Annotated in this window: 28 protein-coding genes and 5 pseudogenes; 19 read left to right on the top strand and 14 right to left on the bottom strand. The window is 58.0% G+C overall.

Annotation, left to right across the window (positions count from 1 at the left end):
* Positions 1 to 584: 584 nt before the first annotated feature.
* Positions 585 to 1,346 (bottom strand): SDR family NAD(P)-dependent oxidoreductase, encoded by a 762-nt coding sequence (locus ACI3K0_RS29130; RefSeq protein ID WP_148148747.1) that lies wholly within the window; start codon positions 1,344 to 1,346, stop codon positions 585 to 587.
* Between the two features lie 198 nt (positions 1,347 to 1,544).
* Between ACI3K0_RS29130 and ACI3K0_RS29125 the strand changes: the two genes are divergently transcribed.
* From ACI3K0_RS29125 to ACI3K0_RS29115, 3 genes are read left to right on the top strand one after another with little or no spacing between them, the layout of a single operon-like run.
* Positions 1,545 to 1,838, top strand: coding sequence for a hypothetical protein (locus ACI3K0_RS29125; RefSeq protein ID WP_148148748.1), 294 nt, complete (start codon positions 1,545 to 1,547; stop codon positions 1,836 to 1,838).
* Between the two features lie 17 nt (positions 1,839 to 1,855).
* Positions 1,856 to 2,104, top strand: coding sequence for a DUF2934 domain-containing protein (locus tag ACI3K0_RS29120; RefSeq protein ID WP_148148749.1), 249 nt, complete (start codon positions 1,856 to 1,858; stop codon positions 2,102 to 2,104).
* 58 nt (positions 2,105 to 2,162) lie between these two features.
* Positions 2,163 to 2,432 carry a Rid family hydrolase gene (locus ACI3K0_RS29115; RefSeq protein ID WP_404946853.1) on the top strand — a complete coding sequence of 90 codons (270 nt, stop codon included), beginning with the start codon at positions 2,163 to 2,165 and terminating at the stop codon, positions 2,430 to 2,432.
* Between the two features lie 47 nt (positions 2,433 to 2,479).
* Here the strand turns inward: ACI3K0_RS29115 and ACI3K0_RS29110 are convergent, their stop codons facing one another.
* Complete coding sequence (locus tag ACI3K0_RS29110) at positions 2,480 to 2,869, bottom strand: hypothetical protein (RefSeq protein ID WP_206829468.1); 390 nt, start codon at positions 2,867 to 2,869, stop codon at positions 2,480 to 2,482.
* Between the two features lie 798 nt (positions 2,870 to 3,667).
* Here ACI3K0_RS29110 and ACI3K0_RS29105 point away from each other — a divergent pair.
* Positions 3,668 to 4,831, top strand: a complete 1,164-nt coding sequence (locus ACI3K0_RS29105) for a hypothetical protein (RefSeq protein ID WP_206829467.1) — start codon at positions 3,668 to 3,670, stop codon at positions 4,829 to 4,831.
* A 95-nt stretch (positions 4,832 to 4,926) separates the two neighbouring features.
* Here ACI3K0_RS29105 and ACI3K0_RS29100 read toward each other — a convergent pair whose 3' ends face one another.
* The 3 genes from ACI3K0_RS29100 to ACI3K0_RS29090 all read right to left on the bottom strand — a co-directional run bounded on the left by ACI3K0_RS29100 (position 4,927) and on the right by ACI3K0_RS29090 (position 8,528).
* Positions 4,927 to 6,060, bottom strand: coding sequence for a site-specific integrase (locus ACI3K0_RS29100; RefSeq protein WP_206829466.1), 1,134 nt, complete (start codon positions 6,058 to 6,060; stop codon positions 4,927 to 4,929).
* A gap of 111 nt (positions 6,061 to 6,171) precedes the next feature.
* Complete coding sequence (locus ACI3K0_RS29095; protein ID WP_206829465.1) at positions 6,172 to 7,335, bottom strand: ATP-binding protein; 1,164 nt, start codon at positions 7,333 to 7,335, stop codon at positions 6,172 to 6,174.
* A gap of 47 nt (positions 7,336 to 7,382) precedes the next feature.
* Positions 7,383 to 8,528, bottom strand: coding sequence for a tyrosine-type recombinase/integrase (locus ACI3K0_RS29090; protein WP_404946852.1), 1,146 nt, complete (start codon positions 8,526 to 8,528; stop codon positions 7,383 to 7,385).
* Between the two features lie 500 nt (positions 8,529 to 9,028).
* On the opposite strand from ACI3K0_RS29090, the gene ACI3K0_RS29085 reads away from it, so the two are divergent.
* From ACI3K0_RS29085 to ACI3K0_RS29060, 6 genes and pseudogenes are all read left to right on the top strand, one after another.
* Positions 9,029 to 9,592, top strand: a complete 564-nt coding sequence (locus ACI3K0_RS29085) for a DUF1349 domain-containing protein (RefSeq protein ID WP_148148775.1) — start codon at positions 9,029 to 9,031, stop codon at positions 9,590 to 9,592.
* A gap of 397 nt (positions 9,593 to 9,989) precedes the next feature.
* Positions 9,990 to 10,580: a hypothetical protein gene (locus ACI3K0_RS29080; protein WP_148148762.1), complete on the top strand. Its 591-nt coding sequence runs from the start codon at positions 9,990 to 9,992 to the stop codon at positions 10,578 to 10,580.
* Between the two features lie 183 nt (positions 10,581 to 10,763).
* A pseudogene (locus ACI3K0_RS29075) lies at positions 10,764 to 11,696 on the top strand (thiamine pyrophosphate-dependent enzyme); the annotation flags it as partial.
* A 93-nt stretch (positions 11,697 to 11,789) separates the two neighbouring features.
* Positions 11,790 to 12,278, top strand: coding sequence for a heme-binding protein (locus ACI3K0_RS29070; RefSeq protein WP_148148763.1), 489 nt, complete (start codon positions 11,790 to 11,792; stop codon positions 12,276 to 12,278).
* A 130-nt stretch (positions 12,279 to 12,408) separates the two neighbouring features.
* Positions 12,409 to 12,579 (top strand): hypothetical protein, encoded by a 171-nt coding sequence (locus ACI3K0_RS29065; protein ID WP_404946851.1) that lies wholly within the window; start codon positions 12,409 to 12,411, stop codon positions 12,577 to 12,579.
* Positions 12,580 to 12,665: 86 nt separating this feature from the next.
* On the top strand, positions 12,666 to 13,223 hold the full coding sequence (locus ACI3K0_RS29060; protein ID WP_148148764.1) for a pyridoxamine 5'-phosphate oxidase family protein: 558 nt from the start codon (positions 12,666 to 12,668) through the stop codon (positions 13,221 to 13,223).
* A 68-nt stretch (positions 13,224 to 13,291) separates the two neighbouring features.
* On the opposite strand, the gene ACI3K0_RS29055 is transcribed toward ACI3K0_RS29060, so the two are convergent.
* From ACI3K0_RS29055 to ACI3K0_RS29040, 4 genes are all read right to left on the bottom strand, one after another.
* Positions 13,292 to 13,873, bottom strand: coding sequence for a response regulator transcription factor (locus ACI3K0_RS29055; RefSeq protein ID WP_404946850.1), 582 nt, complete (start codon positions 13,871 to 13,873; stop codon positions 13,292 to 13,294).
* Positions 13,870 to 15,369, bottom strand: coding sequence for a sensor histidine kinase (locus ACI3K0_RS29050; protein ID WP_404946849.1), 1,500 nt, complete (start codon positions 15,367 to 15,369; stop codon positions 13,870 to 13,872). The genes ACI3K0_RS29055 and ACI3K0_RS29050 overlap by 4 nt, the downstream gene beginning before the upstream one ends.
* Before the next feature lie 142 nt (positions 15,370 to 15,511).
* Entirely contained in the window at positions 15,512 to 16,012 is a 501-nt protein-coding gene (locus ACI3K0_RS29045; protein WP_404946848.1) for a Dps family protein, read from the bottom strand.
* A 200-nt stretch (positions 16,013 to 16,212) separates the two neighbouring features.
* Positions 16,213 to 17,049 carry an alpha/beta fold hydrolase gene (locus ACI3K0_RS29040; protein WP_148148776.1) on the bottom strand — a complete coding sequence of 279 codons (837 nt, stop codon included), beginning with the start codon at positions 17,047 to 17,049 and terminating at the stop codon, positions 16,213 to 16,215.
* Positions 17,050 to 17,299: 250 nt separating this feature from the next.
* Here ACI3K0_RS29040 and ACI3K0_RS29035 point away from each other — a divergent pair, with 250 nt between their 5' ends.
* Positions 17,300 to 18,277: a GlxA family transcriptional regulator gene (locus ACI3K0_RS29035; RefSeq protein ID WP_353654298.1), complete on the top strand. Its 978-nt coding sequence runs from the start codon at positions 17,300 to 17,302 to the stop codon at positions 18,275 to 18,277.
* A 512-nt stretch (positions 18,278 to 18,789) separates the two neighbouring features.
* Here ACI3K0_RS29035 and ACI3K0_RS29030 read toward each other — a convergent pair.
* Together ACI3K0_RS29030 and ACI3K0_RS29025 are read right to left on the bottom strand one after the other, a co-directional pair.
* Complete coding sequence (locus ACI3K0_RS29030) at positions 18,790 to 19,215, bottom strand: type II toxin-antitoxin system VapC family toxin (protein ID WP_404946847.1); 426 nt, start codon at positions 19,213 to 19,215, stop codon at positions 18,790 to 18,792.
* Positions 19,215 to 19,514 carry a hypothetical protein gene (locus ACI3K0_RS29025; RefSeq protein ID WP_206829460.1) on the bottom strand — a complete coding sequence of 100 codons (300 nt, stop codon included), beginning with the start codon at positions 19,512 to 19,514 and terminating at the stop codon, positions 19,215 to 19,217. The genes ACI3K0_RS29030 and ACI3K0_RS29025 overlap by 1 nt, the downstream gene beginning before the upstream one ends.
* A gap of 202 nt (positions 19,515 to 19,716) precedes the next feature.
* Here ACI3K0_RS29025 and ACI3K0_RS29020 point away from each other — a divergent pair, with 202 nt between their 5' ends.
* From ACI3K0_RS29020 to ACI3K0_RS29000, 5 genes and pseudogenes are all read left to right on the top strand, one after another.
* On the top strand, positions 19,717 to 19,920 hold the full coding sequence (locus tag ACI3K0_RS29020; protein WP_404946846.1) for a hypothetical protein: 204 nt from the start codon (positions 19,717 to 19,719) through the stop codon (positions 19,918 to 19,920).
* Positions 19,850 to 20,050 (top strand): annotated as a pseudogene (locus ACI3K0_RS29015) (IS110 family transposase); the annotation flags it as partial. The gene ACI3K0_RS29020 and the pseudogene ACI3K0_RS29015, both read left to right, overlap by 71 nt.
* A 112-nt stretch (positions 20,051 to 20,162) precedes the next feature.
* Positions 20,163 to 21,374: pseudogene (locus ACI3K0_RS29010) on the top strand (IS3 family transposase).
* A 96-nt stretch (positions 21,375 to 21,470) separates the two neighbouring features.
* Entirely contained in the window at positions 21,471 to 21,647 is a 177-nt protein-coding gene (locus tag ACI3K0_RS29005) for a hypothetical protein (protein WP_206829459.1), read from the top strand.
* Between the two features lie 57 nt (positions 21,648 to 21,704).
* A complete protein-coding gene (locus ACI3K0_RS29000) occupies positions 21,705 to 22,067 on the top strand; it encodes a transposase (RefSeq protein WP_404946845.1) in 363 nt (120 codons plus the stop codon).
* Between the two features lie 512 nt (positions 22,068 to 22,579).
* On the opposite strand, the pseudogene ACI3K0_RS28995 reads toward ACI3K0_RS29000, so the two are convergent.
* A pseudogene (locus ACI3K0_RS28995) lies at positions 22,580 to 22,777 on the bottom strand (ISNCY family transposase); the annotation flags it as partial.
* 800 nt (positions 22,778 to 23,577) lie between these two features.
* Between ACI3K0_RS28995 and ACI3K0_RS28990 the strand changes: the two are divergent.
* Both ACI3K0_RS28990 and ACI3K0_RS28985 read left to right on the top strand, forming a co-directional pair.
* A complete protein-coding gene (locus ACI3K0_RS28990; protein ID WP_404946844.1) occupies positions 23,578 to 23,985 on the top strand; it encodes a SyrB-like regulator in 408 nt (135 codons plus the stop codon).
* Positions 23,986 to 24,119: 134 nt separating this feature from the next.
* Positions 24,120 to 24,725 (top strand): hypothetical protein, encoded by a 606-nt coding sequence (locus ACI3K0_RS28985; RefSeq protein ID WP_206829456.1) that lies wholly within the window; start codon positions 24,120 to 24,122, stop codon positions 24,723 to 24,725.
* A gap of 43 nt (positions 24,726 to 24,768) precedes the next feature.
* Here ACI3K0_RS28985 and ACI3K0_RS28980 read toward each other — a convergent pair.
* Together ACI3K0_RS28980 and ACI3K0_RS28975 are read right to left on the bottom strand one after the other, a co-directional pair.
* Positions 24,769 to 25,353: pseudogene (locus ACI3K0_RS28980) on the bottom strand (helix-turn-helix domain-containing protein); the annotation flags it as partial.
* Positions 25,354 to 25,527: 174 nt separating this feature from the next.
* Positions 25,528 to 26,541 carry an IS30 family transposase gene (locus ACI3K0_RS28975; protein WP_404946843.1) on the bottom strand — a complete coding sequence of 338 codons (1,014 nt, stop codon included), beginning with the start codon at positions 26,539 to 26,541 and terminating at the stop codon, positions 25,528 to 25,530.
* Between the two features lie 17 nt (positions 26,542 to 26,558).
* On the opposite strand from ACI3K0_RS28975, the gene ACI3K0_RS28970 reads away from it, so the two are divergent.
* Positions 26,559 to 26,741 (top strand): hypothetical protein (locus ACI3K0_RS28970; RefSeq protein ID WP_404946842.1); only part of this gene is annotated, 183 nt, incomplete at its 3' end.

The raw sequence follows: 26,741 nt of genomic DNA, 5'->3' as shown, positions 1-26,741 counted from the left end.
CGCTTACATCCAACGGCAGCATGAAAGCGTTGGTTCGCCGCTCTTTCAGTCGTCTATGAAGTGAGATCTACGGGAGGTGCAGCGGCACATAGGCTAAACAGCTCGGCGACATCGATTGTTCCGGTCGTCCGCTAGAGGAGCCGCTGCCCGCTGCACAGCGGCAATCTAGGTTAGGCCGCTGCGACTGGTTAAGTGGTGCGACCCACCGTTGGTTGTGGGGTAGCCAGAAAATATTTGCTTCGTCGAAAGCGCAATTTTTCCGGCATCAGCGTCTTGCAGCTTGCAACGCGAGTAGAAGGCAGAGTTTCGGGAATGAGTTCGCGGTGCTGCTTAGAGGCTCAATCGAACACTCCGATCCTGCCCACGCTGAAAACCACGATTTTCCTCGCCATCGACTGGATCGCCGTCCCGTCGCCAAACAACGACACCTGCGTGCTGGCGCGCCAGGTCTTCGGCTTCCTCGATCGCCCGTACTTCGTTGGTAGCTACTCGAGGCTCGAATACCCGGACGGCCCGCTTGCGATCGTCAAGGTCGAAGGCAACAATTTAGATGGTGCTGAACGTCCCAGGCATTCGGTTTCTCCTTATTGTGGGGGCTGGCCATTCGAGGCAGACATCCCACCATCCACCGGAAGATTTACCCCGGTTACAAACCGGGCATCTTCACTTGCCAGAAAGGCGATGACGGCTGCGACATCCTCGGGCTTCCCAGGACCTTCAAGCGCAAATCGCTCATTGAATTTGTCGATGAGCTTCCGATCGTCTACCATGTCTTCCGTCATCCCGGTCTTCGTGAAGCTCGGGCAAACGGCGTTCACCCTGATGCCATCTTTGCCGTGATCCATTGCCATCGCCCTGGTCAGGTTGGTGACCGCACCCTTGGCCGCATTGTAAGCGGCCATTCCCCAGTCGCCGCCAGTTCCAGATACTGAACCCACGTGGATGATGGAGCCTTTGGATGTCTTGAGATGCGGGATGGCCGCCCGAGAGGCGTAGAAAACGCCGTCGAGATCGGTGGCCATGACCTTGCGCCAATCGTCCGTCGACAACGATCCGACATCACCTTGGGTAACCACACCAGCGTTGTTGACCAGCACGTCCAGGCGGCCAAACTTCTCTAACGCCGCGAGGACGAGCTGATTGACATCCTCTTCGTTTGATACGTCGGCTTCAATCACGAGAACTTGGCTTTCAGGATACGGCTTCGCTACGTCTTCCAGCTTGGACTTCGTGCGGCCGACCAGAGCGACCTTCGCGCCTTCGTTCAAGAAGCGCTCGGCGGTCGCCTTGCCGATGCCCGAGCCAGCCCCAGTTACGACGACGACCTTGTCCACGAAACGCTGCATGGAAATTTCTCCTTGGATTGCATTTGCCCTCCCATTCTCCCGGGGCATTGAACGGGTCGACCGCGAGGTATGTTCCAAGTGTGATGGTTCCGGGACTTCAGGACAGATGAAGGCGGCCGTCGTCAGAACCCGAAGATCACCTGCATCTTTTCGGAGGCTTGAGCGTTGGGCCTTTCCAGAAGGCAGGAGAGAAACGCAATGAACCCACCCCCCGCTCAACAGACCAGCCCGCCGATGGGAGAGAACGCCGCCCTCGAGGAGGTACGCCGACTGCGCGCTGAGGTCGCCGATCTCAAGGAGAAGCTGGTTGCTATTCATAGCCAGTCCGATGTCGAGTTCACGCCTGAGAAAGAGCACGCTTGGCTCAGGATTGCCGCGACGATCGCCGTCACTTTCGCATTAGGACAGTTGATCCGGGCGCTCAAGCTGCCTACTGCCACCGCCGTCGCGATCCCGATGATCAGCAACGAAGTCAACCGCCGTTTCCTATGAGTTCAGGAGGACCTCAGATGTCAGACGAAGATAGAATTCGTGAAGACGCTTACGCGCGCTGGGAGGCAGAGGGGAGGCCCGAGGGCCAGCAAGAACGCCATTGGCGGGAGGCGAGCGAAGCGCTCAAGAACACTGGCCTTCCACAAACCTGGTCGGCGGACCATGGTGGCGGTGTCGGGTCGTCCGCGGGCTCATCCAACGAGCAGACGGATGATGGTATCAAGCCTCAGGACTTGAATTCGGAAAACGATCAGGGCGCTGGCTAAACTAGCGGTCCCTCGCTGACATCCGGTCGTTGATCCAGCGCCGGACGGGACGATACCGGTGGACCTGGAAGAACAGTTCCGGCAGGCGTTCGAAAAAATTGATGCTGTTCTTCGAGAGGCCGGATTAGACTTCGGCTCTGTCGTGGAGATGACGAGCTACCATATCGGCTTGCGTGATCACTTCGACAGGTTCTGCGACGTGCGCTCCGAATATGTGTCGGAACCCTTCCCTGCATGGACTGCGGTTGAGGTCGCAGGATTGCGCCGGATAGGTGCGGTCGTCGAGATCAAAGTGGTGGCTTCCATCGACACTAGCCGACCTGAATGACCGTTTCGGGCCGGATGCCGACTTCTGCTTCGCGCCAAGTGCGGATATTACGGAGGTGGCAGTTCAAGCCCGTCGGGCAATGAAATCCAGATGACGGTCTGAGCTTCCGGGGAGTGTCGCGACAGATGACCTTTGCCATGCGTGTCTTCGACCAGCACGAAGCTGCCTGCCGAAACATGGCGAACCTCGCCGTCACTTGTCTCGTATTTTACTGATCCATCAAGCCTTACCGTAAGTACGGGCTCCGGAACCTTATGCCATGTAACTTCTCGCATTCCGGCCGGGATATGAGTGATGCGGACGCGAGAGGCTAGGTAGCTGGCTGTAACATCAAAAGCAACAGCATCAGGATGAACTGATCGCTTAGTCGTCGGCAAATCGATTTCATCAAAATGAGATTCGCCATCCGGCGAGGCGTAGATGCGCAAGCACTTCATCAATAGAATTCCATTGGGATGAGAAACAGGCGTGGCAACGAAGCTCGCGTACCACAACGGATGGAGAAAGACTACGTCGTTAATCGAGAGCCCGCGTTGGCCCCGATTGCGGTCTTCCGCTACGCGCCAATTGCGGCCATGACAGAGCGTCGGTGAAATGCCACAAGGACTGTGAGAATGTTGCGTTCAATATCTGGCACGGCCACAATTGTGAGATTGTTTTACTGATTGTCTTCCTAGAGTTCATTGATGCAAAGCGAAGAAGTTAGCCCCACCTTGGGTCAGGGTATGCTACGACTGGCCACGCTCTTCGCGGTAATTGCGAGCATCGCGTATGCCTTCTGCTGCATGTTCACCCAAGACGCTGCGTTACAATCGCTGTCAACTTATGCAGCTCGATACCACTACACGCAAAGCTGTGACGATGAGGGGAAAGTCGTTTCCTCTGGACCTACGAACTGCGTCGATCTTAACAAAGTTGTCTTCGTCAACGGGACGGTGATGAAAGCATACTTCAGAGAATGCAGTGGTGTTCCTGAGGCAAGTCGCTCCTCTGAGGTCGCAAAACTCTCGCGAACTGAAATCATATCGCTCAAAAAGGCCTTACAATGGTATGCGCAATTTGGCAGCAGTCCGCCGTGTGGGCCACATGGTCGCTAAAATGAATGCACGGGTCTATAGCTGCATGACCGTTTCAGGCCGAGAGTCGACTTCCGGCTCGCGCCATCAGCAGGCATAATCGGTTTGGTATCGGGCCAAAGAGGTGGAAAGCTCCCCCCACGATTGCTAAAAGTCGGCATGCTCGATTACGAAGCCTTCCGTATCCGACAAATTGCCGCGAAGGACACCGCGTTTCAAGGTGTCGCCGCGACCGTCCTCGATGCCGCCGAGGCGCGTCTTGCTCAAGCCGACACGATAGACGATTTCCGGCTAGAAGCGATGAGAACGCTGGCGCTCGGCCGGAATGGCCACAGCCGAGCCATCGCGAATGCTGCAGTCCAGGTGGCGCCGGTGCGCTTAGTGTGGCTGGCAAACGGGCCGTGCCTCGTCGAGGGACCGGAAGCGGGCGCTCAGCTTCTCGCGGTGAATGGCATTTCGGTCGCGGAAATCTTCGCTAGGCTGCGCCCCTACCTTGCTGGTACAGATCAGAGGGCGCGGGCGCTGGCCGGATTCATGCTGGCCTGGCCGCCCGCTGTCGCGCTGGTAACCGGCGTGCCGACCCCGGTTTACCGCCTTGTGACCGTCGGCGGAGATCTGGTTGAGCTTGCCACTTCCGACACGGTTCCAGCGGAGGCGCTCTATCCTGTGGCAGAGCGCGGAGTTGCAGACCAGTTGATCGCCCACCAAGGGATCGCCGAAGTCGGCGAGGCAAGACGCGGGACCTTCCTCCGTCAGCTTGCTGGGCAAGTCTCCTATGTCCGGATCGGCGATCTCAGTGCCGCGCCACCTCCGGAAACCGTGGCACAACTGACGGCCATCGCAACAGAAATCCGGGGTGCCCGCCGTCTCGTGGTCGATCTGCGCGGCAACCCGGGAGGCGACTTCTTCGGCGCCGCCACCTTCGCGCGCGACCTACCGAAGATCGCTCCCGAGGCGGCGCTCGCGGTGTTGGTCGACAAGTTCACCTTCTCGGCGGCGCTCGTCGCCGCGGCGCTGCTAAAGTTCCACGCGGGTGGTCGTCTCGTCGGCGAGGAGATGGGGGACGCGGCGGCCTTTCACGCCGAGGGCGGCACCGAGGTATTGCCGCGGTCCGGCCTATCGATCCGCTATTCGGACGGCTGGCACGATTGGGCCGAAGGAAAGGCCGACCCCGTTCTGACGCCACCGGAGATTTCTCGCGAGATGGTGCCGGCCGGATTGCTTATGCCCGACATGGTCGCCACGCCGACCGGCGCCGATCTGGCCGCTGGCCGCGACATGACCCTCGCAGCTGCGCTCGCGATGGTCCGAGAAGAGCGCTGACGAGTACCTCATTGTCGCAAAACTCCCGCTTTTAGTTTCGATTTTGCGTAACTTCGCGAAATAGGTAATTTTGCGACCCGCGCTGATGGCCGCCGCTATAGACCAGCAGCTTTGGTTAGGTTTATCCGGAAGCGATCACGCCGCCGCTGATATCGGCGCGTCATCTCCGCCGATACATGGCCAAGCTGCTTTTGAACGTAGCGTTCGTCGATTTCGGCAGAGGAGGCGAGGCCGGCGCGCAATGAGTGGCCGGAAAACCTGAAAGCCCGCTCGATCTCACTGAGATCGCCGCGAACGCCGGCAGCGATCGCCGATCGTTTCACAAGCCGGGCTACCTCCTTGTCATTCAATCGTTCGGATCCAACCGCCTTGCCCTGTCCTGTGACGCGGCGGAAGAGGGGGCCATGCGCCACTCTGGCGAACTTGATCCAGGTCTCGACGGCCGCGACTGGGCACGTGGCGTCGGAGGAACCTCGGCCGACCTCGACCTCCCGCCATCCGGTCTTGCCCCGCAGAGTGACGAGCATGCCCTGATCGAATATTTCGATCCAGCCGCGACCGTCCTCGGTCTGGTCGGCTTTGAGATCGAGACCAACGATCTCTGACCGCCGAAGACCGCCCGCATAACCGATCAGCAGCATGGCCCGATCCCGCAGGCCCCGGAGCGTGCCGCGATCGAGCGTTTCGATCATGGCGATGATATCTTCGGCCAGCACCGCCTCTTTCTGCACCGGCGGCCGGGCATGAGTTTTGCGAATGCCGGACAGTACCGTGGCGATATGGCGATCCTTGCGATCGAGGGTCAATCCGCGCTGGGCATAGTTCCACGACAGCGACGAAAGACGCCTTTCGATAGTTGAGACTGAATTCGCCTTGATCCCCCGTTCGGCCGCACCCGACGCGCAGGCGGTGATGTAAAGCCCGACGGTTTGTGGATGTGGGGGGAGGGGGGTGAGGCCGGACCGGCGGCACCAGGCAGAAAAGTGCTTCCAGTCCGCGGCATAGGCTTTGCGCGTGTTGGCGGAGCTGGCGGCTTCGACGTAGGTCCGAGCCCGATCGGCGAGGCTGACGAGATGGTCTGGTGGATGATTGTTGCCGGCGGGGGAGGGGAGGGGGCTTTGCCCCAGGACCTGCGGCGCGGAAAGATCATGGCCGGCCCCCGTGCTGAGAAACGGCGTTGAGGTGTCCTCGACGTGGATTTCGGTGTTTTGCTCGATGATTTGGGCCATTTCTTTATAATGAGAAATACGTCCGATAAGTCAACGTTATCAGACGTTTAGAGGAAACAGTGCCGAGGAATTAAGCTGGCCTGCACACTGTACCCATCATCGAATATTTGGCTATCGGTCAAGCAATAGGCGACCTGCGGCAGAGAGGGACATTACCGTCACACCGTTTGCAAGAGGGAAGGACTCTTGACCGGGATAGATAACGATCCGGTTTTGCGGCTGCAAATCCTCGCAGGCAAGATAAAACCCCTTTTCGAGTTTCGGGGTAAGGCTTCGCTTGATCTCTATCGCCCAGGGCTTTTCGCCTGGAGGGGTTAGCAGGAGATCGATTTCGGCTCCGGCCGCTGTACGGTAGAAGTTGGCCATTGTGCCATCTGGCGAGGACGCGATCAGTGTTTCGATCACGAAGCCCTCCCAACTGGAGCCGACAATTGGATGACCAAGTAATTGTTCAGCGCTTCCAAGCCCAAGCAGCGCATGGGCGATGCCGCTGTCCCTGACATAGACTTTGGGTGATTTGACCAACCGCTTGCCGACATTGGCATGCCAGGGTTCGAGACGACGCACCAGTAGCAGGTCGACAAGAAGATCGAGGTAAGAAGCGACGGTTTTGCCATCTACCCCCAGCGAACGGGCGAGTTCGGCTGCGTTGAGAAGACCAGACTGGTGATGTGCCAGCATGGTCCAGAACCGCCTCAACGTCTCGGCGGGAATGCGCGGCCCGAGAAGCGGGATATCGCGTTCGAGATAGGTGCGAATGAAATCCTGTCGCCAGCGCATACTTGCACGGTCGCTGGAAGCGAGGAAACTGTCGGGAAATCCCCCCCGCAGCCAAAGCCTCTCGAGCGCGTCTTCCGGCACTTCGAGCCCGTCGACGGGCTGCATTTCAAGATAGGCAATGCGGCCAGCCAATGTTTCTCCGGATTGTTTGAGGAGGTCGATCGAAGCCGAGCCAAGCAACAGAAACTGGCCAGTGCGCCGTCCGGCACGGCGATGGCGATCGATCAAGCCCCGCAGAATCTGGAACACGTTTGGCAGACGATGAACTTCGTCAAGGATGACCAGCTTGTCATCATGGCTTGCAAGATAGAGTTCTGGTTCCGCTAGTTTGGCCCGATCCGCCTCCGACTCCAGATCGAGATAAATCGAGGGCCGGTTTTCGCCAATATTGATTGCTAGCGTTGTTTTGCCGACCTGGCGGGGCCCCAACAGTGCAACAGCAGGACTTTCGTCTACCAGATGTCGGAGTTCGGTTTCAATTCTTCGTTCAATCATCCTTGCATTTATGGAGTTGTATTCCGCAATTGCAAGGAAAAAATCAATTATGTTAGGAATCGGGTTGCTCGACCGCTTCGCCGTACAGCGTTGTTATAGTAGCTCGAAGCCTGCTGCACGGATCGATGGCGTGATTGCTCCATCGCCTCTGGGAGCGGGATGCCCCGGTTTGCCGCCTCGGTCAAATACCCTGACCGCAACCCGTGCGCGGAGAACTCCCTTGGCTCCAGCCCGGCCATTTTGGCTCGCTGCTTGAGAATGGCATTGATCGACTGCGGGTCGAGCGCCCGCTTCGAAACGGTATTCCACTTGCCAATCCCCCGAAACACGCTGCCCTTTTCAATAGCTGCGGCTGCCATCCAGGCATTGAGCGCCTCCACCGGCTGGCCCGTCAGGTAGACGATCTCATCTTGTTCGCCCGTGGTTGTTTTCGTCCGGCCGAGATGAATGGCGAGAGAGGGGAGGGGAGGGCCGTCTTCCACCTCGATCGGCTGCTCAATTGTCAATTGCTCGACACGAAGGCCGGCAATCTCGCTGCGTCGACGACCACCCGCGGCGAATGCTACCATAAGTATCGCCCGATCGCGAATGTCGCGCAGGCTGTTATCCGCGCAGGTCACCAGCAGCTTTTGAAGGATATCGCCTGTGACCGCCTTTGCGCTTTTACGACGGCGCGTCCGGGGAACGGCACGAACAGCCAACCGGATCGCCTGTTTGAGGGCAGGGGAGGCAAAAGCGCCGTTGAGACCGCGCCACTTACTCAATGTCGACCAGCTGGCCAGCCGGCGCCGCACCGTGTCGGGCGCGTGCGGACCGGTGGATTTCAGGAAACCCTGGCGGCGAAGGTTTTCGTCGACACCATCGGGCATGCCGTGATGAGGATCAGACGCACGCTTCTCCGGGTCCCACAGATGGTGGGCGACGAACTTTAGCAGCAGCGCCTCGGGCGCCGGCCAGGGCAGGGACTGTCCGGTGGCAGCCAGGCCCCAGGCTTCAAGATAGGCGAGGTCGGAGGTCAGCTCTCTCAGCGTATTGTCGCCCATTCCCTGGTTGACGAGATGGCGCAGCGTTTCGACGTCCTTATCGGTCAACAGCTCAGCGAGCTCGTCGCGGCGCTCGAGCGGCAGGACGGCGGCGATGGTGTCGAGTTCTTCGGCGCGGCGCTCGACGGCGTCCAACGATTTCCTGGTCATGGGCGCTCCAAAAGACGGATTCATGCGGCCTTGATGACCGGCGTTTAGCAGCGATTTTCAGTGATTTGCGACTCCAGATCAACTACCATCGATAAGCATTACTTATCATGGGAGTTGCAGCATTGTTTAACCCAGTGCCCACGCAGCAAATGCAATGAATATTCAGATTGCGCTGGGTTGTACTTACTAGACCAGACCGTCATTTTCACTCGTCCCTCGGCAACGTGGATGATAATCGTGGGCACCTTAGGCATTAGAAGGGACAGGATCTTTTAGTCTGAAGGCAGAGCGCGCCTACGGCCGGCCGCTGGATGTCCAGCGGAGGGCAAGTCGCCTTTTCTCATGGTCCACTGTTCCATCTACCGCAAAAGCATGGCTACAACTCCAGGATCGATCTCGCTCACACGCGAAAAGATCTGATCTGAGGTCAGGAATTTCCTGGGCGCTGACGTGGGTGATCAAATGAAGGGGATGAAGTGAACAAAAATCTCGAATACGGCATGTGGTTGAACGAGCCAGCGGTTTGGAAGGCGTCTCCAAGCACCCTCACCATGACAACCGACAAGAATACGGACTTCTGGCGGAAAACGCATTATGGCTTCAACCGGGACAGCGGACATATGCTCGGCATCCCTGCGACCGGAGACTTTACGGCAAGAGTGCGGGTGCAAGGTGAATTCCGGTCGCTCTATGACCAGGCTGGGCTTATGTTGCGCATCGATGCAGATCGCTGGATCAAGACTGGCGTCGAATTCACGGATGGCGAACGCTTCCTCTCCACCGTGGTAACGAACGGTGCATCCGACTGGTCGGTGTCTCAGCCGTTCGACGATCTCGAAGATTTCACCATCCGGATCACTCTTAGGGAGGGTGCCGCAAGAATCCAGGCGAGTTCGGATGGCCGCACCTGGCCTCTGCTGCGGCTAGCGGCTTTTCCGAGCGGTGAGAAGTACATGGTGGGACCTATGGCCTGCACGCCGGAACGTGCTGGTCTGAAGGTGCAGTTCTCCGAATTCTCTTTGGGCGACGCAATCACCACAGATCTACACGACTTGTCGGCCTAGCCTTTTTCCCGTCAGGCCTTATGGGACGTCGAGGCGACGACATTGATAGCAGAGGACAAATAGCGGATGGCGAGCTCGTTGCCTCTTTCTTGCGCCAACGCCAGCGCCGCACGGCAATGTGCCTCCAAACCATCGTTCCCTTCGGCGACCTGAGGCGACGAAGCTGCCATGACAGCCTCTGTGTAAAAGGTGGGAACGCCGATATCGTCACGGAGGCAGCGACCGAACGACACCAGCGACAAGGCTGACCCGTCGGGACGCAGGACACGGAAGCGACCACTCGAGGGCTCGCCTTTGACAATCGCCTGATGGACGTTGCCTGCTATCATCGCATATACAGAAACGTCCCCTCGGATAACTGGGCGGGCATTCACGCTAGTCAAATAGGAGCAAGACCGTGTCATCATCGCTGCGAGGATGCGCGACTTTCGCCTGGCAGTCCGACTACGGCCAGTTCTACTTGGTCGACCGAGCTGAGGATGGGTTCACGCCACCAGGCGAGATCACTTCCGAGATGGAGACGCGCAGCCTATCCGTGATGCCCAGTGGTTTGGTTGTCTACACCCAGTCCTGCCTTCAACAACATATCAGGATCGCAATCTATGACAGCGAACCGGAGCATCCGGTCACCGAGCCAATGAGCGGCAATCTGTGGACGCGCATAGAACAAACCCAAGCCTCGTTTCCATCGAAGTCGTTCGCGATATCCAGCCCCTCGCTGCCCGATCCGTTGCCATGCGGCCCTATTTTCCTCGTGGACAGCGTTGACTGCATGATCCAGATCAACTGGATGGAATTTCACGGCAGCAGGGATGAGAGCGTCCCAGTCGATCCGGACATCATCGATATTGCAATCTGGCCAGCCGCTACGTCGCGTGACGAAGCGCTTCAAAAAGGAGGCGAAGAGCTGGCGCAGCCTTTTGAAGCAACTCTTGGCGATGAGACCGTTGAGAGATCGTTTGCTCATTCCACCGATCCGGGACCGTGAGGGCGATATAGTTGATGGCTAGCACGCCTCGGCGAACTGCTTTGTTCAGACGCCGAAGGATGACAGGATCGGACATGGCCCGGTCCTTCCGGACGCGCACTCGCCCACGAGGCGCTTGAGTGCAACTCTGGCTTGATCCAGCTCAGCAATCCGAGCTTGGAGCGCCTTCAGCCGAATTTTCGCCCAGGCGGCGTGGACCTCTATCTGGGTACTGCCGCTCTTTCCGAGCGGGACTATGTCCACGAGGCCGTCGAACGGGCCGATCTCATCATCACGATCGGACACGACACGATCGAAAAGCCTCCCTTCATGATGAATGGCAACGGAGCGAAGGCCGTTCATGTCGGGTACCAGCCGGCCACTGTCGAGCAGGTCTATTTCCCTCAGGCCGAGGTGATCGGGGATCTCGGGCCCACCCTCAAGCTCCTGGCGGACCGGCTTGAGGGCAGGCTTCCAAACGCAAAAGCGCTGATCTATCTCAGGCAAGGGATCCTCGCGCGCATCGCCGACAGGGAGCTTGAAGCCCGCTTCACGCCGCAACGGATCGTCCACGACGTCCGCGCCGTTATGCCGACCGACGGGATCCTTGCCCTGGACAATGGCATGTACAAAATCTGGTTCGCGCGCAACTACCGGACCCATGTCGCGAATACACTGCTTCTCGACAATGCCTTGGCGACGATGGGAGCCGGGCTCCCTTCAGCGATGATGGCTTCCATGCTTTACCCGACGCGCCGCGTCATGGCGGTCTGTGGGGATGGCGGCTTCATGATGAACAGCCAGGAGCTTGAGACCGCCGTGCGTTTGCGGCTGAACCTCGTCATCCTCCTGATCAAGGACGATGCCTACGGTATGATCCGCTGGAAACAGGCGATCGATCGGTTCACCGATTTCGGGATGACGTTCGGAAACCCCGATTTCGTCAAATACGCCGAGGCTTAAGGCGCAAAGGGCACGCGTGTCGAGCACATCGAGGATCTGAAATCGCCCCTGAACGACGCGTTCGAGATGGGCGGCGTGCATCTCGTCGAAGTTCCAATCGACTATTCCGAGAACGAGCGCGTGCTGGTCAAAGAGTTGTCAGCGAGGCTGCCGGTCGTCGAGGCGGCTCAGTAATCCTACCGATCCCAATCGGTGACCACCCGAATTCACCCCATCATGGCTCCCTGTAAGCTCACAGCCATCAACAACCGAAAGAAAGTTGCCAAGATGAAAACTCTTCTGATCGCTCTCGCCGCCAGCGCGCTTATAACGGCCCCCTCGGTTGCCCAGGACACTGTGCAGCAGACCAGCATCGCAACCACGCTCGCGGTCGATATCGCTCAGGCGGCCGTCTCTGCATGCACCGCCGATGGTTACAACGTGTCGGCCGCCGTGACCGACCGGTCGGGTGTCCTTCTTGCACTGGTGCGCTCCCAGAATGCAGGTCCGCATACCGTCAATGCGTCTACGCAGAAGGCCTTCACCTCGGCGTCGTCGCGCAATCCCACCAGCGCGATCGCCGAAAACGTTTCCAAGAACCCGGTTGCTGCCGGGATGGCGGATATCCCGGGCTTCCTCGTCCTGGCCGGTGGTGTTCCGATCAAGGCCGGCAAGGATACGATCGGTGCGATCGGCGTTGCAGGCGCACCGGGCGGCAATCTGGACGAGGCATGCGCAAACGAGGCGATCGAAAAGGTCAGCGCCCGCATCAACTAACCCCGCGATGTCAGGGGGCGTCGAACGAAGTAGCCGCCGCCCCTGGGCCGCTTTCTCGCACGAGAGTTTTCCGTATGACTGGGTTCCTATAGTCTTTGCAACGTTCAAGGTTATCGCTTTGGGGGTGGCGATGTATTTCGCCGTCAAATGGCAGTACGACCAGGGAGAGAAGGGGACGACGCGAGCGTTGCTGCAAACCGGCGGCAAGGTGATCGCGTTGTTTACGATCGCGCTAGCTGCCGTCGGGCTTTTCGCGTTCTCCTTGAGCCGAATGCTCGGGTTGGGCCTGAACCTACCGTGACACCATTGCAGCCACCTACGGAGGCGTGGTCTCCTGCAGGTTAGGTGGTTATCTTCCATATTTGTGATCAAGAGGACGCATCGGCCGTGGCAAAGCAATTCGAGAGCATTGACGCTCGTCTCAAGGACTTTATCGGTCGGCAGCATATCTTCTTCACAGCCTCGGCGACCGGCCAATCCCGGGTGAATATTTCGCCGAGGGAGACGGGCTGTCTGCGGGTGGTTGATGCAAATACGGTGGTCTATCTGGATAGGACCGGGAGTGGAAACGAGACCGCCGCGCATTTGCGCGCGGATGGTCGGCTGACGATCATGTTCTGTGCGGTCGAAGGGCCACCGATGATCTTGCGCCTTTACGGTCGCGGGCGGGCCATCCGCCGCGACAGTCCCGAATACGAGAATATCCTGATCAGCCACTACAACGGTTCGGAACCCTCAGGAGCCCGGCAGGTCATTCTGCTGGACATCGACCTGGTTCAAACCTCCTGCGGCTTCGGCGTCCCTCTGTTCGACTACAAAGCCGAACGGCCAAGCCTCGACCAATGGACCGCTGCAAAAGGCCCGGATGGTATCGAGGTCTATCGTCGGGAAAAGAATACATACAGCATGGATGGCCTACCCACTGGAATGTTCGACGACGCCTAGCCGAGCCGCGAACATTTTCGAGCCAGCTGGCTCGTATTAAGTAATAATGGCAGTTGGCGTGCCTTGCATTACCGATGCGCCATGAGCCAGATGCGGGTTTGCTCCGCGACTGCCGGTGTTCCGAGTTTCGTTGCGATGTTCGCCCGATGACTGTCGACGGTCCGGACCGACACGTCGAGCGCGGCCGCGATGTCCTTGCTTCCAAATCCTTTGGACACGAGCTCAATCACTTCCCGTTCCCGAGAGGTGAGATGCTTCAGCAACTGACTGTTCTCGTGGCAGATGAGAAGCTCGTCGAGCGCGGCCTCGCAAGTTGCAATCGTTTCCATCAAAAGATGCTCATCGACCGGCTTTGCAAGAAAGTCGACGACGCCGGCCTTGAATGCGCGACGGCATGCTTCCACGTCGCCGTGTCCCGTGATCATGATGGCCGGCCAGCGGATGCCGAGATCCTCAAGCTTCTTCAGAAGCTGCAGTCCGCTGATGGCAGGCATCCTGAGATCGAGGAGCATGACTCCCGGTTTCGACTTTTCCACATGGGCGAGCAGGTGGGCGGCATCAGGGAAGGCCGTGACCTCTTTGCCGTAGGTGGCGAGCAGAAGCGTCATGGCCTCTCGTACCGCGAGGTCGTCGTCGACGAGGTAGATCATGCGGGCTCTCCCAGTGGCAGGCGGATGACGAAGGTGGCGCCGCCGTTATTATGTGCCTCGAGACTGCCATTCATGCGCTCGATCAGTCGCGACGATAGAGGCAGGCCAAGGCCCATCCCGTCAGGTTTTGTGGTGAAGAATGGTTCAAAAATCCGATGGAGCGAGCCGGTCTCGATGCCTGGCCCATTGTCCGCGACCTCAATGGCAACGCCGTCTCCTTCGCGCCGAGCTGTCAGTGTAATGAGAGGAGAGGGACATCTGGCGACCGCATCCGCAGCGTTGCGAACGAGGTTATGAATAACCTGCTGAAAGGAAACCACATCGATCGGCACGACGGGCAGATCGGGGAAAATGACCATATTGAGGCTGATGGCCCGTGCTTTGATGTCCGCTTCGACGAGGCGCATGGCCTCGGTGATCGCTTCATCGAGGGGGACCATTTTGATATCGGCCGGCGCGCCCGAGATGTAGGCCCGCATGCGTCCGAGGATGTCCCCCGCGCGCTTGGCTTCGCGAATGTTGGCGTCGAGTGCCTTTTCGAGGATATCTTGGCGGCCGATGGCCAAGGCGCGTCTTGCCGCCTGGCTCTGACTGAGCATTGCTGTCACCGGCTGCGCTAGTTCATGGGCGATGCCGGAGGCCATCTCACCAAGAGCGTTGACGCGCCCTGCATGAGCGAGCATCGCTTCCTGCTTCAGTAGCGCTGCCCTTGCCTCGTGACGACGGCGTTCGGCCTGGGTTTCCCTATAGGACGCAACCAACCAGATGACCGCTGCCCAGCCGATTATCAGCGGAACGGCCAACCGAAGCGGAACGAGTTCACCGAAGCCAAAATACCGGCTGATTTCCAACTGGAGCGGTTGGGTATGGCTCGTCATCGCGATCCTTGTCGTGGCGGCCAGGAGCGCACGCTCGGTGCCACCGTGTGCAGCGAGCGTCTCGTCGTTCAACGTCAGCGTCGTGGAATAATCCCGGGATGCCCTCTCACCGTCCAGCAACGCATTGGCATCAATCCGCAGACGCAGGACCCGGCCGGGTTCGACAAGCTTGAAGATATCGTAGGCCTGCTCGCCGGGCAGGGCGCGGCTCGCGATATCGCCGACATTAGAGAGTTTTGGTAGTTCGGCGAGCGGGCGCCCGCTTTCCTCTGTGGCTCCGGCGGGCTTGCCATAACGGAAAATCCGCGCCGCACCGGCGTCGAGACGGAACGTGGCGATTTCGACGATACGGGGGTATCGGACCAGAATGTTTTCCGACAGGCCCTGAATGCTCGGCGACGGCTCTGCTGGCGACATCCGGACGATTGCGCCAAGCGCGCTCAGATGCGCATCGTGCTGCGCCAGTTTTTCGGCGAGAAGCGTTTCGGTGCTACCTGCTCTCTCAAAGAGCTCCTGCCGACCCGACCGATATTCGACGGCAGCGAGAACCAGAACCGACAGCGCACTGGCCGCGACCCATATTACGGTGGCCATAGCGAGATGGGGTTGTTCGTTCAAAAATCGTCGCATTAGACAGGATGCCGCGAGACATCCACTCCGTGGGTGAGTGATTGATAGTCAAATCAATACTCATCGGGAGGAAAGCGGCAATCGGTAATCCTACCGGGACAGGATTGCCGCATCCCCGACGTTCAAACGATCAACCGTTGGTGTCGCTCAGGGTCTCGAACAGGAACCAGACACGCTTCTCGGTCTCATCGATCCAGTTCTCGGGCAGGCTGGCGGTCGCGACGTCGTTATACTCGTCACAGACGTTATGCAGCGAGCGCATGCTTGCGATAAGGCTACCATTGTTGTCGCGCAGCTCGGCGAGCATTTCATGCGGATGGACGAAAACGGCGTCATTGTCGGCAATGCGTTGCTTGCGCGAGATGTCGCCGATAGAGCGCAGCGTGCTGCCGCCGACCTTGCGGACGCGCTCGGCCAACGGGTCGGTCATTGCAAACAGTTCGTCGCCATGCTCGTCGAGCAGCAGATGGTAGTCACGGAAATGCGATCCGGACATGTGCCAGTGGAAGTTCTTGGTTTTGAGATAGAGCGGGAACACATCCGCCAACACGGCGGTTGCGCCGGCGGAGATGTCCTTCACCGCGTCGCTAATCAGTCCTGTAGGCGTTTTCAGCGCAGCAGCGCCACGCAATTGACTGATTGGTCCATGGTCCTATTCCCTTTCTGGAAATGCATTGTCTATATCGCCCATGGCTGCGTCGGGGCAGTGCTTGCGCGGAGGCGGGGCGCGACCTGCCTAGTGGAGGTCGTCTAAGAGGGGCGCTGACGCCCCTCCCGTGTCTCCATTGGCCCAAGAGGGCTGCGGCATGGATCACCCACACCGGATCAGGTTCAGCCCTTGATGAAGGCCAGCAGATCCTCGTTCAGGACGTCTGCATTGACGGTCAGCATGCCGTGCGAGAAGCCGGGATAGGTCTTGATATGGCCGTTCTTCAGAAGCTTGATCGACTTCAGGGCCGCATCCGCAATCGGCACGATCTGGTCGTCTTCGCCGTGAAGCACCAGCGTCGGTACGGTGATCGCCTTCAGGTCTTCGGTCTGGTCGGTTTCCGAGAAGGCCTTGATGCCGTCGTAATGGGCCTTGGCGCTACCGATCATGCCCTGGCGCCACCAATTCTGGATTACGCCTTCCTGCACCTTGGCGCCATCCCGGTTGAAACCGTAGAATGGGCCGGCCGGAACGTCGCGGAAAAACTGGGCGCGGTTGGCGGCAAGTGCCGAGCGGAAACCGTCAAAGACTTCGATCGGCAAACCCTCAGGGTTGGCAGCGGTCTTGACCATCAGCGGCGGTACGGCAGCGACGAGAACAGCCTTGGCAACGCGGCCGGCCTTCTGGCCATGCTTTGCAACATAACGAGCGACTTCCCCGCCGCCGGTGGAATGGCCGATATGGATCGCGTTCTTCAGGTCGAGTGCCTGGACGACAGCGAAGGCGTCGGCTGCGTAGTGATCCATATCGTGACCATCGGCGACCTGTGCCGACCGGCCATGGCCACGCCGATCGTGGGCGACGACGCGATAACCTTTCGAGAGGAAGAACAGCATCTGCGCATCCCAGTCATCCGACGATAGCGGCCAGCCGTGGTGGAAGACGATCGGCTGTGCGTCCTTCGGACCCCAGTCCTTGTAAAAGATTTCAGTGCCGTCCTTGGTTGTAACGAAGCCCATGTCGATATCTCCTTGTGATGAACTGTTAGTCGAAGAGGTGTGTGAGAAGGCGAGCGCCGGAATGCTCACACTGGCAAGTGCGAGGCTCCCGAGCAGGACGCTGCGTCTCGACACGAAAAACCGATCTGTATCGGATGCCATTGTATTTCTCCTGTCGCGCTGTGTTTGCGAATTCCGTATTTGACAAGGAGAGGGTATCGCGATCTTCTGGCAGAAACACGTGGCGGAAATGACTTTATCCGAGGCAAAAGTGGCAAAACGCAAAAAAGCTGATTTCATAGAGGTGGGGCTGCTGGTCTACCCGGATTGTCAGTTGGCCGCCGTCTATGGATTAACCGATCTGTTTCGCGTCGCCAGCGACTGGTCGACGAACCTGCAGACGCCGACAAGCCTTCGCACCATCCGCGTCAGCTACTGGAAGATGGAGGATGGAGATGTGTCCTGCACATGGGACTCACACCCCGAAATTGCGCACTCGCTGAGCTACGTTATCGCGCCGCCGAGCATCATCATGCCGGAGAAAATGCAGAGCATGAGCCCCGCGTCGCAATGGCTCGCGTCCCAGCATGCGCGCGGTGTGACCGTCTGTTCGATCTGTGCCGGTGCGTTTGTCCTTGCCGACACCGGGCTGATCGACGGCCGGCGTGCCACGACCCACTGGGCTTTTGCCGAAAGGCTTGCCGAACAGTTTCCCAATATCGACGTCTCGCCCGACAATATGATCATCGACGATGGTGACGTCATCACTGCCGGCGGCATTCTCGCCTGGGCCGATCTCGGCCTGCTGCTTGTCGAAAAGCTCCTCGGGCAGGCTGTGATGCTGGAGACGGCGCGGTTTCTCGTCGTCGATCCGCCGCGTCGCAGCCAGAGCCAGTACAAGGCGTTTCTTCCGCGCTTCGATCACGGCGACAAGGAGGTGCTGCAGGTCCAGCATCAGTTTCATGCGACACCGGAGCTGCAAAAATCGATCGGTGAACTGGCGGATAGCGTGCGGCTTTCGGAAAGGACGCTACAGCGCCGCTTTTTCCGCGCGACACGGCTGAAGCTGACCGAATATCTGCAGAACGTCCGCATCATGAAGGCGCGGCAGTTGCTCGAGACGACAAATGGTTCGGTCGAGAGCATTGCCTGGGCGGTCGGCTATACGGATCCGGCAGCGTTTCGGAAGGTGTTTGGCCGGTTGACGGGCGCGAAGCCAAACGTCTATCGTGGCGACGCGCGCATTTGATCACTTCGGAGATGCCCCACCGTAACGTGGGCTGCGATCTCCGCTTCGTCTTTGCAATGCATCTGGTGATCGACGGTGCTCTTGCTTCCGGCCAATCCCGGTTCATCGCCATGACGGAGCGTGAACCACCATCTGGAAGGCCCGGCCGGACGCCCAACGCTTTCAACGGAAAATCGCGCTGGTGTGGGTGGGCAAACGCGCGATCGATCACAACGGAATTTGTGGTCAGAAGCCCAAATCGCTCCGCGATGGACACCGACGGGTGGGCTATGTCGCGCCCGGCTTGGGCGATCGACAGCGGCCGCCACCGAAAGCTACCCGAGGATCCGAGCTGTCTGCACATCAGCTCGGATCAGAACCCGGGGAGGGGCAATTCACGGCGGAGCCCGTGGTTGCGGCCAAGTCAGGTGCGGGGCGCGGCCTCGCGACCGGCGTGAGGCAGCCGGAGCGCACAAAGCGCAGCGCTGCCCATCAGCGTCGTCAAAATGGCTTGGTCGGAAGGTAGTTGTTCCTCAGCCTTTGCCGGTGCGAAGCGGGTTGAATATCTCTATGCCGTAAAAGTCTTTCTCATTGTCGGTCACGACGATGCATCCGTTCGCCTGGGCGGTCGCCGCGATGATGGTATCAAGGCCACTGCGTGATCGCCCGATTGCTTTTCCTTCGGCCATCAATCGCGCCCATATGAGTGCTGCCGTTTCGTCAAAAGGTAGGATACGATTGGCAAAGAGACGCTGCGGCCCATCATCACCAACAAACCATGTCTTCAGAGAAGTTCGCTTCTTGCCGGCGGGCTTTTCCAAGATGCCTTTGTGGATTTCAGCCACGGTAAGGGAAGCGATAAAAAGATCCTCGTCGGTCTGATCGGCCATCCACGTCATCAAAGCGGCCGATGGCTCCGGCTTCCTGCTCAGGATATTGGTATCGAGAAGGTAGCGCATTAAATATCGATCTCACGACCTTCTTCACGCTGACGAGAGATTTCAACATTAGCGCCGAGAAATGGCGAGCGACGAAGCGCTGCGAGAATTCCGCCTTTTTGGGGTGGCTCACCATTGATGGTATCATTCACAGCCGCACGTAGTTTGGCGGACTCCGGGCCATTTTCTGCGAGGCGGCGCGCTAACATTCTGATGAGATCAGGATCGGCGTCGCGGCCCAGTACCTCGAAACGAGCGAGCCCACGGTCACTCAAGCGGGATCTGTAGTTTTGAATTGCGCGGGTCTGGGAACTGGACATTTCGACCTCCCAGCTATTCCCGGTAATATAGCCGGAAAGGTTTCAGCCCACAAGACCAGCCCTGGACTTTGCTAAGATTTGCAAACCGGCAAATCTCCGGTCGATGGTTCGATTCCGCACATCAGATGGGATGTTTGCCGCCCTTCCCACCCGGCATCAATGTGCCAAAAGTGTAGTCTAGCTACGAAATGGAGAGCGGCAAATGAAGGATACAATGATCGGCATTGACCTGGCAATGAATACCATCGTGCTTCATGGGACGTCGATGACGGGCGATCTGCAGTTTCGCAAGAAGTTGTCGCGCGGTCAGTTCGTTCAATTCATGCTGCGTCATCCAGCCCTCCGTTGTCGTTCTGGAAGCTTGTGGCAGCGCTCACTATTGGGCGCGAGAATTGACGGCCTGTAGCCACGAGGTGAGGCTGATTGTGCCACAATACGTTCGCCCATTCGTAAAGCGGCAGAAAAATGACATGGCCGACGCCGAAGCGATCGCCATTGCGGCGCGTCAGCCGGAAATGCGGTTCGTAGAACCTAAAAACGCAGGACCAGCAAGCCAAGGCTGTGCTCTTTCGAGGTGAACTGCCCCCACTTTCGACCGGACACTCAGCATAAGCAGGAAGGCTCAAGCACAGGCTTGAGGATAAGCTTATGTCTAACGAGTTTCGACAGGTTGATCTGATGATCGGTGACGTCCGGCGGCGACGCTGGACAACGGAACGCAAACTGCAGATCATCGAGGAAAGCTATGCCCAAGGGGAGACCGTTTCCTCTGCGGCTCGGCGACATGGAGTTGCGCCAAATCTTCTGTACCGCTGGCGTAGGCTCCTAAGCGAGGGAGGTGCGGTGGCCGTGGATTCTGACGAGCCAGTGATCGGCAATTCCGACGTGAAGAAGCTGGAAGATCGAGTGCGCGAGCTTGAGCGCATCCTCGGGCGCAAGACGATGGAGAACGAGATTCTCCGCGAAGCTCTTTCCAAAGCCCACTCAAAAAAACCGATATCGCGGCCGATCTTGTTGCCGAAGGACGGTTCCCGATGAAGACGGTACCAGATGTCCTGGGCGTATCGCGTTCGGATCTCGTCGAGCGTCTTAAAGGCAAGTCCAAGCCGCGTGGGCCGTATCTCAAAGCGGACGATGCCGAACTGCTGCCTGCCATTCGCAGACTTGTGGATGCTCGGCCGACCTACGGCTATCGGCGGATCGCTGCCCTTCTCAACAGGCAGCGGCGAGCCGCCGATCTGCCCGTCGTCAATCGCAAGCGAGTGCATCGCATCATGGCCAATCACGCCATGATCCTTGAGAAACACACGGCGGTGCGAATTGCTCGTGTCCACGACGCAAGGTCATGGTGATGCGGTCTAACCTCGCTGGTGCTCGGACGGGCTTGAGTTCACTTGCTGGAATGGCGAGGTGGTTCGTCTCGCGTTCATTATCGATGCGTTTGACTGGGAAATTATCTCATGGGCAGCCGTCGCCAATGCCGGGATATCCGGCTCCGACATTCGAGACATGATGTTGGAGGCCGTCGAAAAGCGCTTCAACGCAACCAGTGCCCCGCACGCAATCGAACATCTGTCTGATAACGGCAGTGCATACACCGCGAGGGAGACCAGGCTGTTTGCTCAAGCGCTCAACCTGATCCCATGCTTCACGCCCGTTGCCAGCCCTCAGTCCAACGGCATGTCGAAGGCTTTCGTCAAAACCTTGAAGCGGGACTACATACGCATCTCACCCATTCCGGACGCCGAAACAGCTCTCCGGAAGATCGACGGATGGATCGAAGACTATAATGAAATCCATCCACACTCAGCGCTGAAAATGGCCTCCCCAAGGGAGTTCATCAAATCATTGTCTCAATAGCTGATCTGTCCGGCGAAATGGGGGGCACTCCACGAGGACGGGAACGGCTTGTTCATCAGCGTACTGAACTGGTGAACGCGCTGCGAGCAGTGCTCTATGAGTTTTGGACAGATCGTTCCGCAGGGCATAGCCCATATCAAGCGCATTGATGCTATCATCGCCGATGACGGGATAGAGTTACCGGGTATTGTGCGGGAAGAATGCCGTGATCTTCTGGTGCAGATCGACGAAAAAACAAACCGCATCAAGGATGAAGACGACCCAACTGACTGACCTTCCAGGAATGGCATTGCGACAAAGCGTCTTCAGACCATGCCGGGTGTCGGTCCTATGATCTCTCTGGCAATCGAAGCATTTGCACCCGCAATGGCGAGCTTCCGGTCTGGTCGTGATTTTGCAGCCTGGCTTGGCCTCGTGCCACGACAATTCTCTTCTGGAGGCAAAGAGCGGCTTGGTCGTGTGTCTAAACCGGGGCAGGCTGACATCCGCAGGCTTTTGATCATCGGCGCCATGTCACAAGTGCAAGTGGTGAGCCGTAAACCAACGCCAGGCTCCTGGCTCGCACGCATGCTGATACGTAAACCGAAAATGCTTGTCGCCATTGCTCTGGCCAATAAGATGGCGCGGAAAATCTGGGCCATGCTGACGAAAAAGGAAGATTACCGGGAGAACCTATTGGCAGCAGCGGCATGATCGATGCTGTGCAGAATACGATGCTTCCGGTGAAAGAGGTATGAGAAGTCGATGACCTGAATGGGCGCAATGATCGAACCGATGTGGATCAGGAAAACCAGGAAAAACTTGTGAGCGTTGCAGCTCGCACATCAGATTTAGATCTGATCCGCAGATCACCATACCGGCCAGCGGTCTTGCGAAATGCTGCAATGAAAGGCCTGACAGAAGACCGCACTCGACCACACGTTCAGATGGGCAAAAACTTCTTGCACTATGGGCGGCAACCACAGAAGGTTTTTTGTCAATGGTTCATCTTGGTGGCATCGCAAGCCTCCTGCGTTTGCGGATCCACGGTCTGAGCCCACCGCTTTACCGGCTTGTTATTGAGCCTGTACAACCAACAGAGGAGCTTCACCGACCGCCTGGGCTACAAATAAAATGCTATCCAGAGTGCTCATTGACGACATGTACTGATTCCACCGGTAGAATATTAGAGAATCGCAATGCACCTTCAAGCGCAACTTCAATCTGTGCTGCTTGCGCTGGGAACGCGTTCTGTCGAACACCTTATAAAGCAGGGAATACCGCTTCCAACGTACGTTCAGCCGACCGCACGAATAGGCATAGGTCTCGCCATAGCGCCCCACCACACCACGCGTCACCTCCGTTTTCGCCAGCATGATCCGCTCGCGCTCGAACAAAACGGTCAGCTGTACTCCGGTGCGGCGGGGCGCGTGGCGGAACCTTTCTCAGTGTTTCCGGTTTCTCAGCCACCGACCTTGTTTTGTCCATCTCAAGGTAGGTTCCTCGGCCCCGCTGCGATCCGAAAGCTGCAGCAGGGCTTTTAACGCCATGCGATGCGGTCGCTTGCGGCAGCGATTTGACATCCCGTGCCCAAGCCATCTAGCATGGCTTCCGGTGGAGTAAACCCCGGCGAGACACGAGGCTTAATCGGCTCTACCTTCATGTCACTACCACCCCATAGGCAAGAACACCGGGTTTTCATGAAGAGATTTATCGAAGAGCAAATCGCTATCTATCAAGCGGGAATCGCCGAAATAGTAAGCCGCCGAAGAGATCTCACGGCGGAAGAGATTCACCCGACCGCTCAAGATGAAGACGCGCGGAATTTGATCGCATATCGCGCTTCTCTTCGAACCTTGCGAAGTGTGCATGAAAGACTTCAGCACACGGAGGACATGGCTGCAAATAGAGATCCAAGAGAAACACCTTAACATCTGAACGAAGTAACGAGATGAATCCCGTTTATGGGGACACTGCCTAGGGCTTTGCCGAGATTTCTGATGCGATGAGGTACAGGTGACCAATGCGCTATCGTCAGGATTATTCAGTAGCAGAATGCGAGCGTAAGCACACGCAAAAAAAATACAGAGGCAGCGCCCGCAAACTGCTATTGCGTGAGTGCCGCACAAGCTTGTTCGCGTAAGCGGCAATGTAGCTCTGTCAAATCCTCGCCTATGCGATAAACAGAGTTGTGAAAAGCAGCTGCCCACACAGGAGATCATTCATGGCTGACGAGAACATTACGAGCAATATTACGAGCGCCGTTTCCCCTGAAACCACGGCACCTAAAGCAGAAAAAAAGACACGCGCGCCGCGACGTCCGAAGGTAGTTGCAGAGGCGGTAACGCCTGTTGTTCCTCCCGACGTTGCTGACGCACCAGCCAAGGCTGCTCGCGCTAAGCGCGGTACAAAGGCTGCAGCCCCAAAAGCCGCCAAATCCAGCGAAGTTACGAAGCCGGCGGCGAAGGCACCACGTTCGGTAACTAAAAAGGCAGCAGCTCCAGTCGAAGCGATCGACGATATCGCCGATTTGCTCAAGCTCGAAGAAGAGAACAAAAACCTGCGTAAGCAGTTGGCCATGAAACTGCGCGATGAAAACGCGGACCTTCGCAAGCGCCTTGGCCAGAAGTGACGCGTAAGAAAGCTCAAAGGCCTCTCAACAAAGGCATTTGATGAACCTGTTTGCCGGGCTCCATCTTCTGAGCCCGGCACCGTTGAAATTGCGACCGCATATGTGTCGCTCATAGATAATGAGGTTGAGATCCGATGAGAACACCATGGAGATTTTTTTCAAACTTGGTGTTGCGAAAAGCACCTGAGGATCAGAAATCCGGATCAAGAGATAAGGCTCGTAACGTTATCGCGATTGAGCATCGTCCTGCCGAAGATCAAGCGATCGCAAATGCGGGCCTCGATGGCTCTACCGTTGTGCAAAGCGGCACAGACACGGTTGCGCCAGCAGCGGAGCGAGTGAAAAACGGGCCGCTGACGCCAGCCGAGCTAGCATCTGAAAATGCGGAACAAACCGTTGCCTTGAACGATGCGCAGAATGCAGTAGCGATTGAGGCTGCGAATGATATTGACCCAGATCACCCCAATGACTCTGCCGTTAGCGACGTCGCAGAAACTGGACCTGTTGAACTGACGGCGAAGCCGGAACGGATGAAGCGTTCCGTAAAAGCGCCGGTGGCGCATCTCCCGACAACGCTTCCTGCAGAAGCCCACACCGCGAAGCCAGTGGCCGAAAGCACAATTGAGGGAGAGATCTTTCAACTCAACCAGGAGATTTCCGAGTTGAGACGTTGTCTCTCTGAAAAACTTGTGATTCAAAACGCGCAGCTGAAAAGGCTGCTCGACCGATTTCAGGATTGAAAGCGAACGTGGAAGGCCGACCACTCACGGGTCTTCGGCCTAATGCCTTGGTCGCGTGCAGATAGTCGAATGTGTTCTCCGATCCGGCAAACCGTAGATGTAGCAGCTTGCCGGTCGCGTCATCGATATAGGCGAGCAGGGTGCATTTGGAACCACGGTTCTCGAACCACCAATGATGCGAGCCATCGATCTGCACCAGCTCGCCAAAGCAATCACGTCGGCCGCGTGGCTGGAAAACCCGCTTCTTGCGTTCCCGACGCGAGATCCAGATGCCAGCCTCGGTCATCCATTGCCGCAGCGTCTCCTTGGCGACAGAAATCCGGTGCAGCTCGATCAACTTCTCACGCGCCAGCGTCGGACCGAAATCTAGATAGCCTTCGCGGATCAGATCCAGCGCCGCATTGCGAAACTCCTCGCTGTGGCGCCGGTTGCTCGGACGAGATCGCTTCCTGGAAACGAGCCCGGCCGGACCATCCCGGTCATAGGCTTGTAGCAGCCGATGGACCTGGCTTCGACTGAGGTCGAGCCGTTCGGCGGCCTCGACGACGGTCAGGCGTTCGTCACGGATCGTCTGGATAAGCTCGAGGCGATGCAATTCTTTCTGCGACATGGTGATCAAACAGGACATGACGACTCCGATCGCTCATGGTCTCGACCAGGCTGAAGATCGTCATCCTTGCTCCCAACGTTGGCTTTGACCAGTGCGTCGAGAGGCGAGACTGTCGCATCTCTAACTGGCCCAACTGTCGCATTACTAAACAGCCGTGTTGGTTCCAGCTTGAATGCAACGCTGCTCGAAAATCTACATGCATTGCCGTTCAAGAGCCAATAGATGTCGGCCGAACATCTCTTTCGGCGTCTGAAACCCCAGGCACTTGCGCGGCGTGTCATTCAGTCGGTCACACAGGGAGCGGATCTCCTGATTGCTGACCTCAAGCACAATCGTTTCCGGCGGCAGGTAACGGCGGACGCGCTTGTTGGTATTCTCCACCGTCCCTTTCTGCCAAGGCGCCTGCGGGTCGCAGAACCAGGCTGCCGTTCCCATGCCGTGCTCCAACTCGCGCCATGAGACAAACTCCAGCCCTCGATCGAATGTCAGGCTCTGGCGGGCCAGCGCGGGCAGGGGCGCCAGATGGCGGATCAACTGGCTCATGATTGGCTTCGATCGCCTGTCGTTGTTGCGAAACAGCAGGGTATAGCGGCTCTTGCGCTCGACGACGGTCGTGATGTTGGCGGCACCGTGCTCCTTCCTGAAGATCATCAGATCTGCTTCCCAGTGACCGAACTCGCTTCGCGAATTGATCGCTTCCGGCCTGTTGCGAATGGCGCATTCGTTTGGAAAGACGAGGCTTCTGGGTTTGCGTGCGTATCGCGGCCGCCGCCTGCGGCGGCGCTCAGGCAGGTGCCGGCCCAGTTGCTGATCCTGACCCTCCCGAGAATAGACATACTGGTAGATTGTCTCATGGCTCAGCCGAGCCGTTGCGCCACTGGCAAGCCGCAGCCGACCGGAAATCTGCTCCGGCGACCAGCCGTCCTTGAGGCGATCGATAACGGCTGCACATAGACTGGGGTCACGCAGGAGCTTGCGGTATTTGCGCCGCCGGTCAGACGCCATTCCATGCGCTGTGACGTGCCAGTATCCTTCGGCGATCGGAACCTCGCGGTCGTGCCAGAAATTCCGTCGCAGCTCCCGGCAGATTGTCGACCGGTCGCGGCGAAGGGTACGTGCGATCTCGGCCTGACTGATCTTCTTCTCATGCATACGCGAAATGATGCGGCGTTCGTCCAAACTCAGCTGCACAAAGGAGCGGGCCATTCCATCCTCCTGAAACCATGGCCATTATTGTCCTCGTTGCATTTGAAAATGGAATCTGCCCCGGCTACATACAATGTGGCGGCAAGGTTGAAATGTCCGACGATTTGCAAAATAGAAATGTCCAACTGATCGCCATACGGCACACCGACCAGCCCCGATCTGAGCGGCTGATCCCGCTTGCAAGATCAGATCGGGGCGGG

This window comes from Rhizobium sp. ZW T2_16 (genome assembly GCF_044987325.1).
GTDB classification, from domain to species: Bacteria; Pseudomonadota; Alphaproteobacteria; order Rhizobiales; family Rhizobiaceae; genus Neorhizobium; species Neorhizobium cellulosilyticum.
Note: the sequence above shows the minus strand (reverse complement) of the source record. Positions and strands in the feature narration are given on the sequence as shown.

Excerpts from the sequence above, each read along its gene's own strand:
- ACI3K0_RS29130 (WP_148148747.1), bottom strand. The coding sequence starts at position 1,346 with ATGCAGCGTTTCGTGGACAAGGTCGTCGTCGTAACTGGGGCTGGCTCG.
- ACI3K0_RS29125 (WP_148148748.1), top strand. The coding sequence starts at position 1,545 with ATGAACCCACCCCCCGCTCAACAGACCAGCCCGCCGATGGGAGAGAAC.
- ACI3K0_RS29120 (WP_148148749.1), top strand. The coding sequence starts at position 1,856 with ATGTCAGACGAAGATAGAATTCGTGAAGACGCTTACGCGCGCTGGGAG.
- ACI3K0_RS29110 (WP_206829468.1), bottom strand. The coding sequence starts at position 2,869 with ATGAAGTGCTTGCGCATCTACGCCTCGCCGGATGGCGAATCTCATTTT.
- ACI3K0_RS29105 (WP_206829467.1), top strand. The coding sequence starts at position 3,668 with ATGCTCGATTACGAAGCCTTCCGTATCCGACAAATTGCCGCGAAGGAC.
- ACI3K0_RS29100 (WP_206829466.1), bottom strand. The coding sequence starts at position 6,060 with ATGGCCCAAATCATCGAGCAAAACACCGAAATCCACGTCGAGGACACC.
- ACI3K0_RS29095 (WP_206829465.1), bottom strand. The coding sequence starts at position 7,335 with ATGATTGAACGAAGAATTGAAACCGAACTCCGACATCTGGTAGACGAA.
- ACI3K0_RS29090 (WP_404946852.1), bottom strand. The coding sequence starts at position 8,528 with ATGACCAGGAAATCGTTGGACGCCGTCGAGCGCCGCGCCGAAGAACTC.
- ACI3K0_RS29085 (WP_148148775.1), top strand. The coding sequence starts at position 9,029 with ATGTGGTTGAACGAGCCAGCGGTTTGGAAGGCGTCTCCAAGCACCCTC.
- ACI3K0_RS29070 (WP_148148763.1), top strand. The coding sequence starts at position 11,790 with ATGAAAACTCTTCTGATCGCTCTCGCCGCCAGCGCGCTTATAACGGCC.
- ACI3K0_RS29065 (WP_404946851.1), top strand. The coding sequence starts at position 12,409 with ATGTATTTCGCCGTCAAATGGCAGTACGACCAGGGAGAGAAGGGGACG.
- ACI3K0_RS29055 (WP_404946850.1), bottom strand. The coding sequence starts at position 13,873 with ATGATCTACCTCGTCGACGACGACCTCGCGGTACGAGAGGCCATGACG.
- ACI3K0_RS29040 (WP_148148776.1), bottom strand. The coding sequence starts at position 17,049 with ATGGGCTTCGTTACAACCAAGGACGGCACTGAAATCTTTTACAAGGAC.
- ACI3K0_RS29030 (WP_404946847.1), bottom strand. The coding sequence starts at position 19,215 with ATGCGCTACCTTCTCGATACCAATATCCTGAGCAGGAAGCCGGAGCCA.
- ACI3K0_RS29025 (WP_206829460.1), bottom strand. The coding sequence starts at position 19,514 with ATGTCCAGTTCCCAGACCCGCGCAATTCAAAACTACAGATCCCGCTTG.
- ACI3K0_RS29020 (WP_404946846.1), top strand. The coding sequence starts at position 19,717 with ATGAAGGATACAATGATCGGCATTGACCTGGCAATGAATACCATCGTG.
- ACI3K0_RS29005 (WP_206829459.1), top strand. The coding sequence starts at position 21,471 with ATGAGTTTTGGACAGATCGTTCCGCAGGGCATAGCCCATATCAAGCGC.
- ACI3K0_RS29000 (WP_404946845.1), top strand. The coding sequence starts at position 21,705 with ATGATCTCTCTGGCAATCGAAGCATTTGCACCCGCAATGGCGAGCTTC.
- ACI3K0_RS28990 (WP_404946844.1), top strand. The coding sequence starts at position 23,578 with ATGGCTGACGAGAACATTACGAGCAATATTACGAGCGCCGTTTCCCCT.
- ACI3K0_RS28985 (WP_206829456.1), top strand. The coding sequence starts at position 24,120 with ATGAGAACACCATGGAGATTTTTTTCAAACTTGGTGTTGCGAAAAGCA.
- ACI3K0_RS28975 (WP_404946843.1), bottom strand. The coding sequence starts at position 26,541 with ATGGCCCGCTCCTTTGTGCAGCTGAGTTTGGACGAACGCCGCATCATT.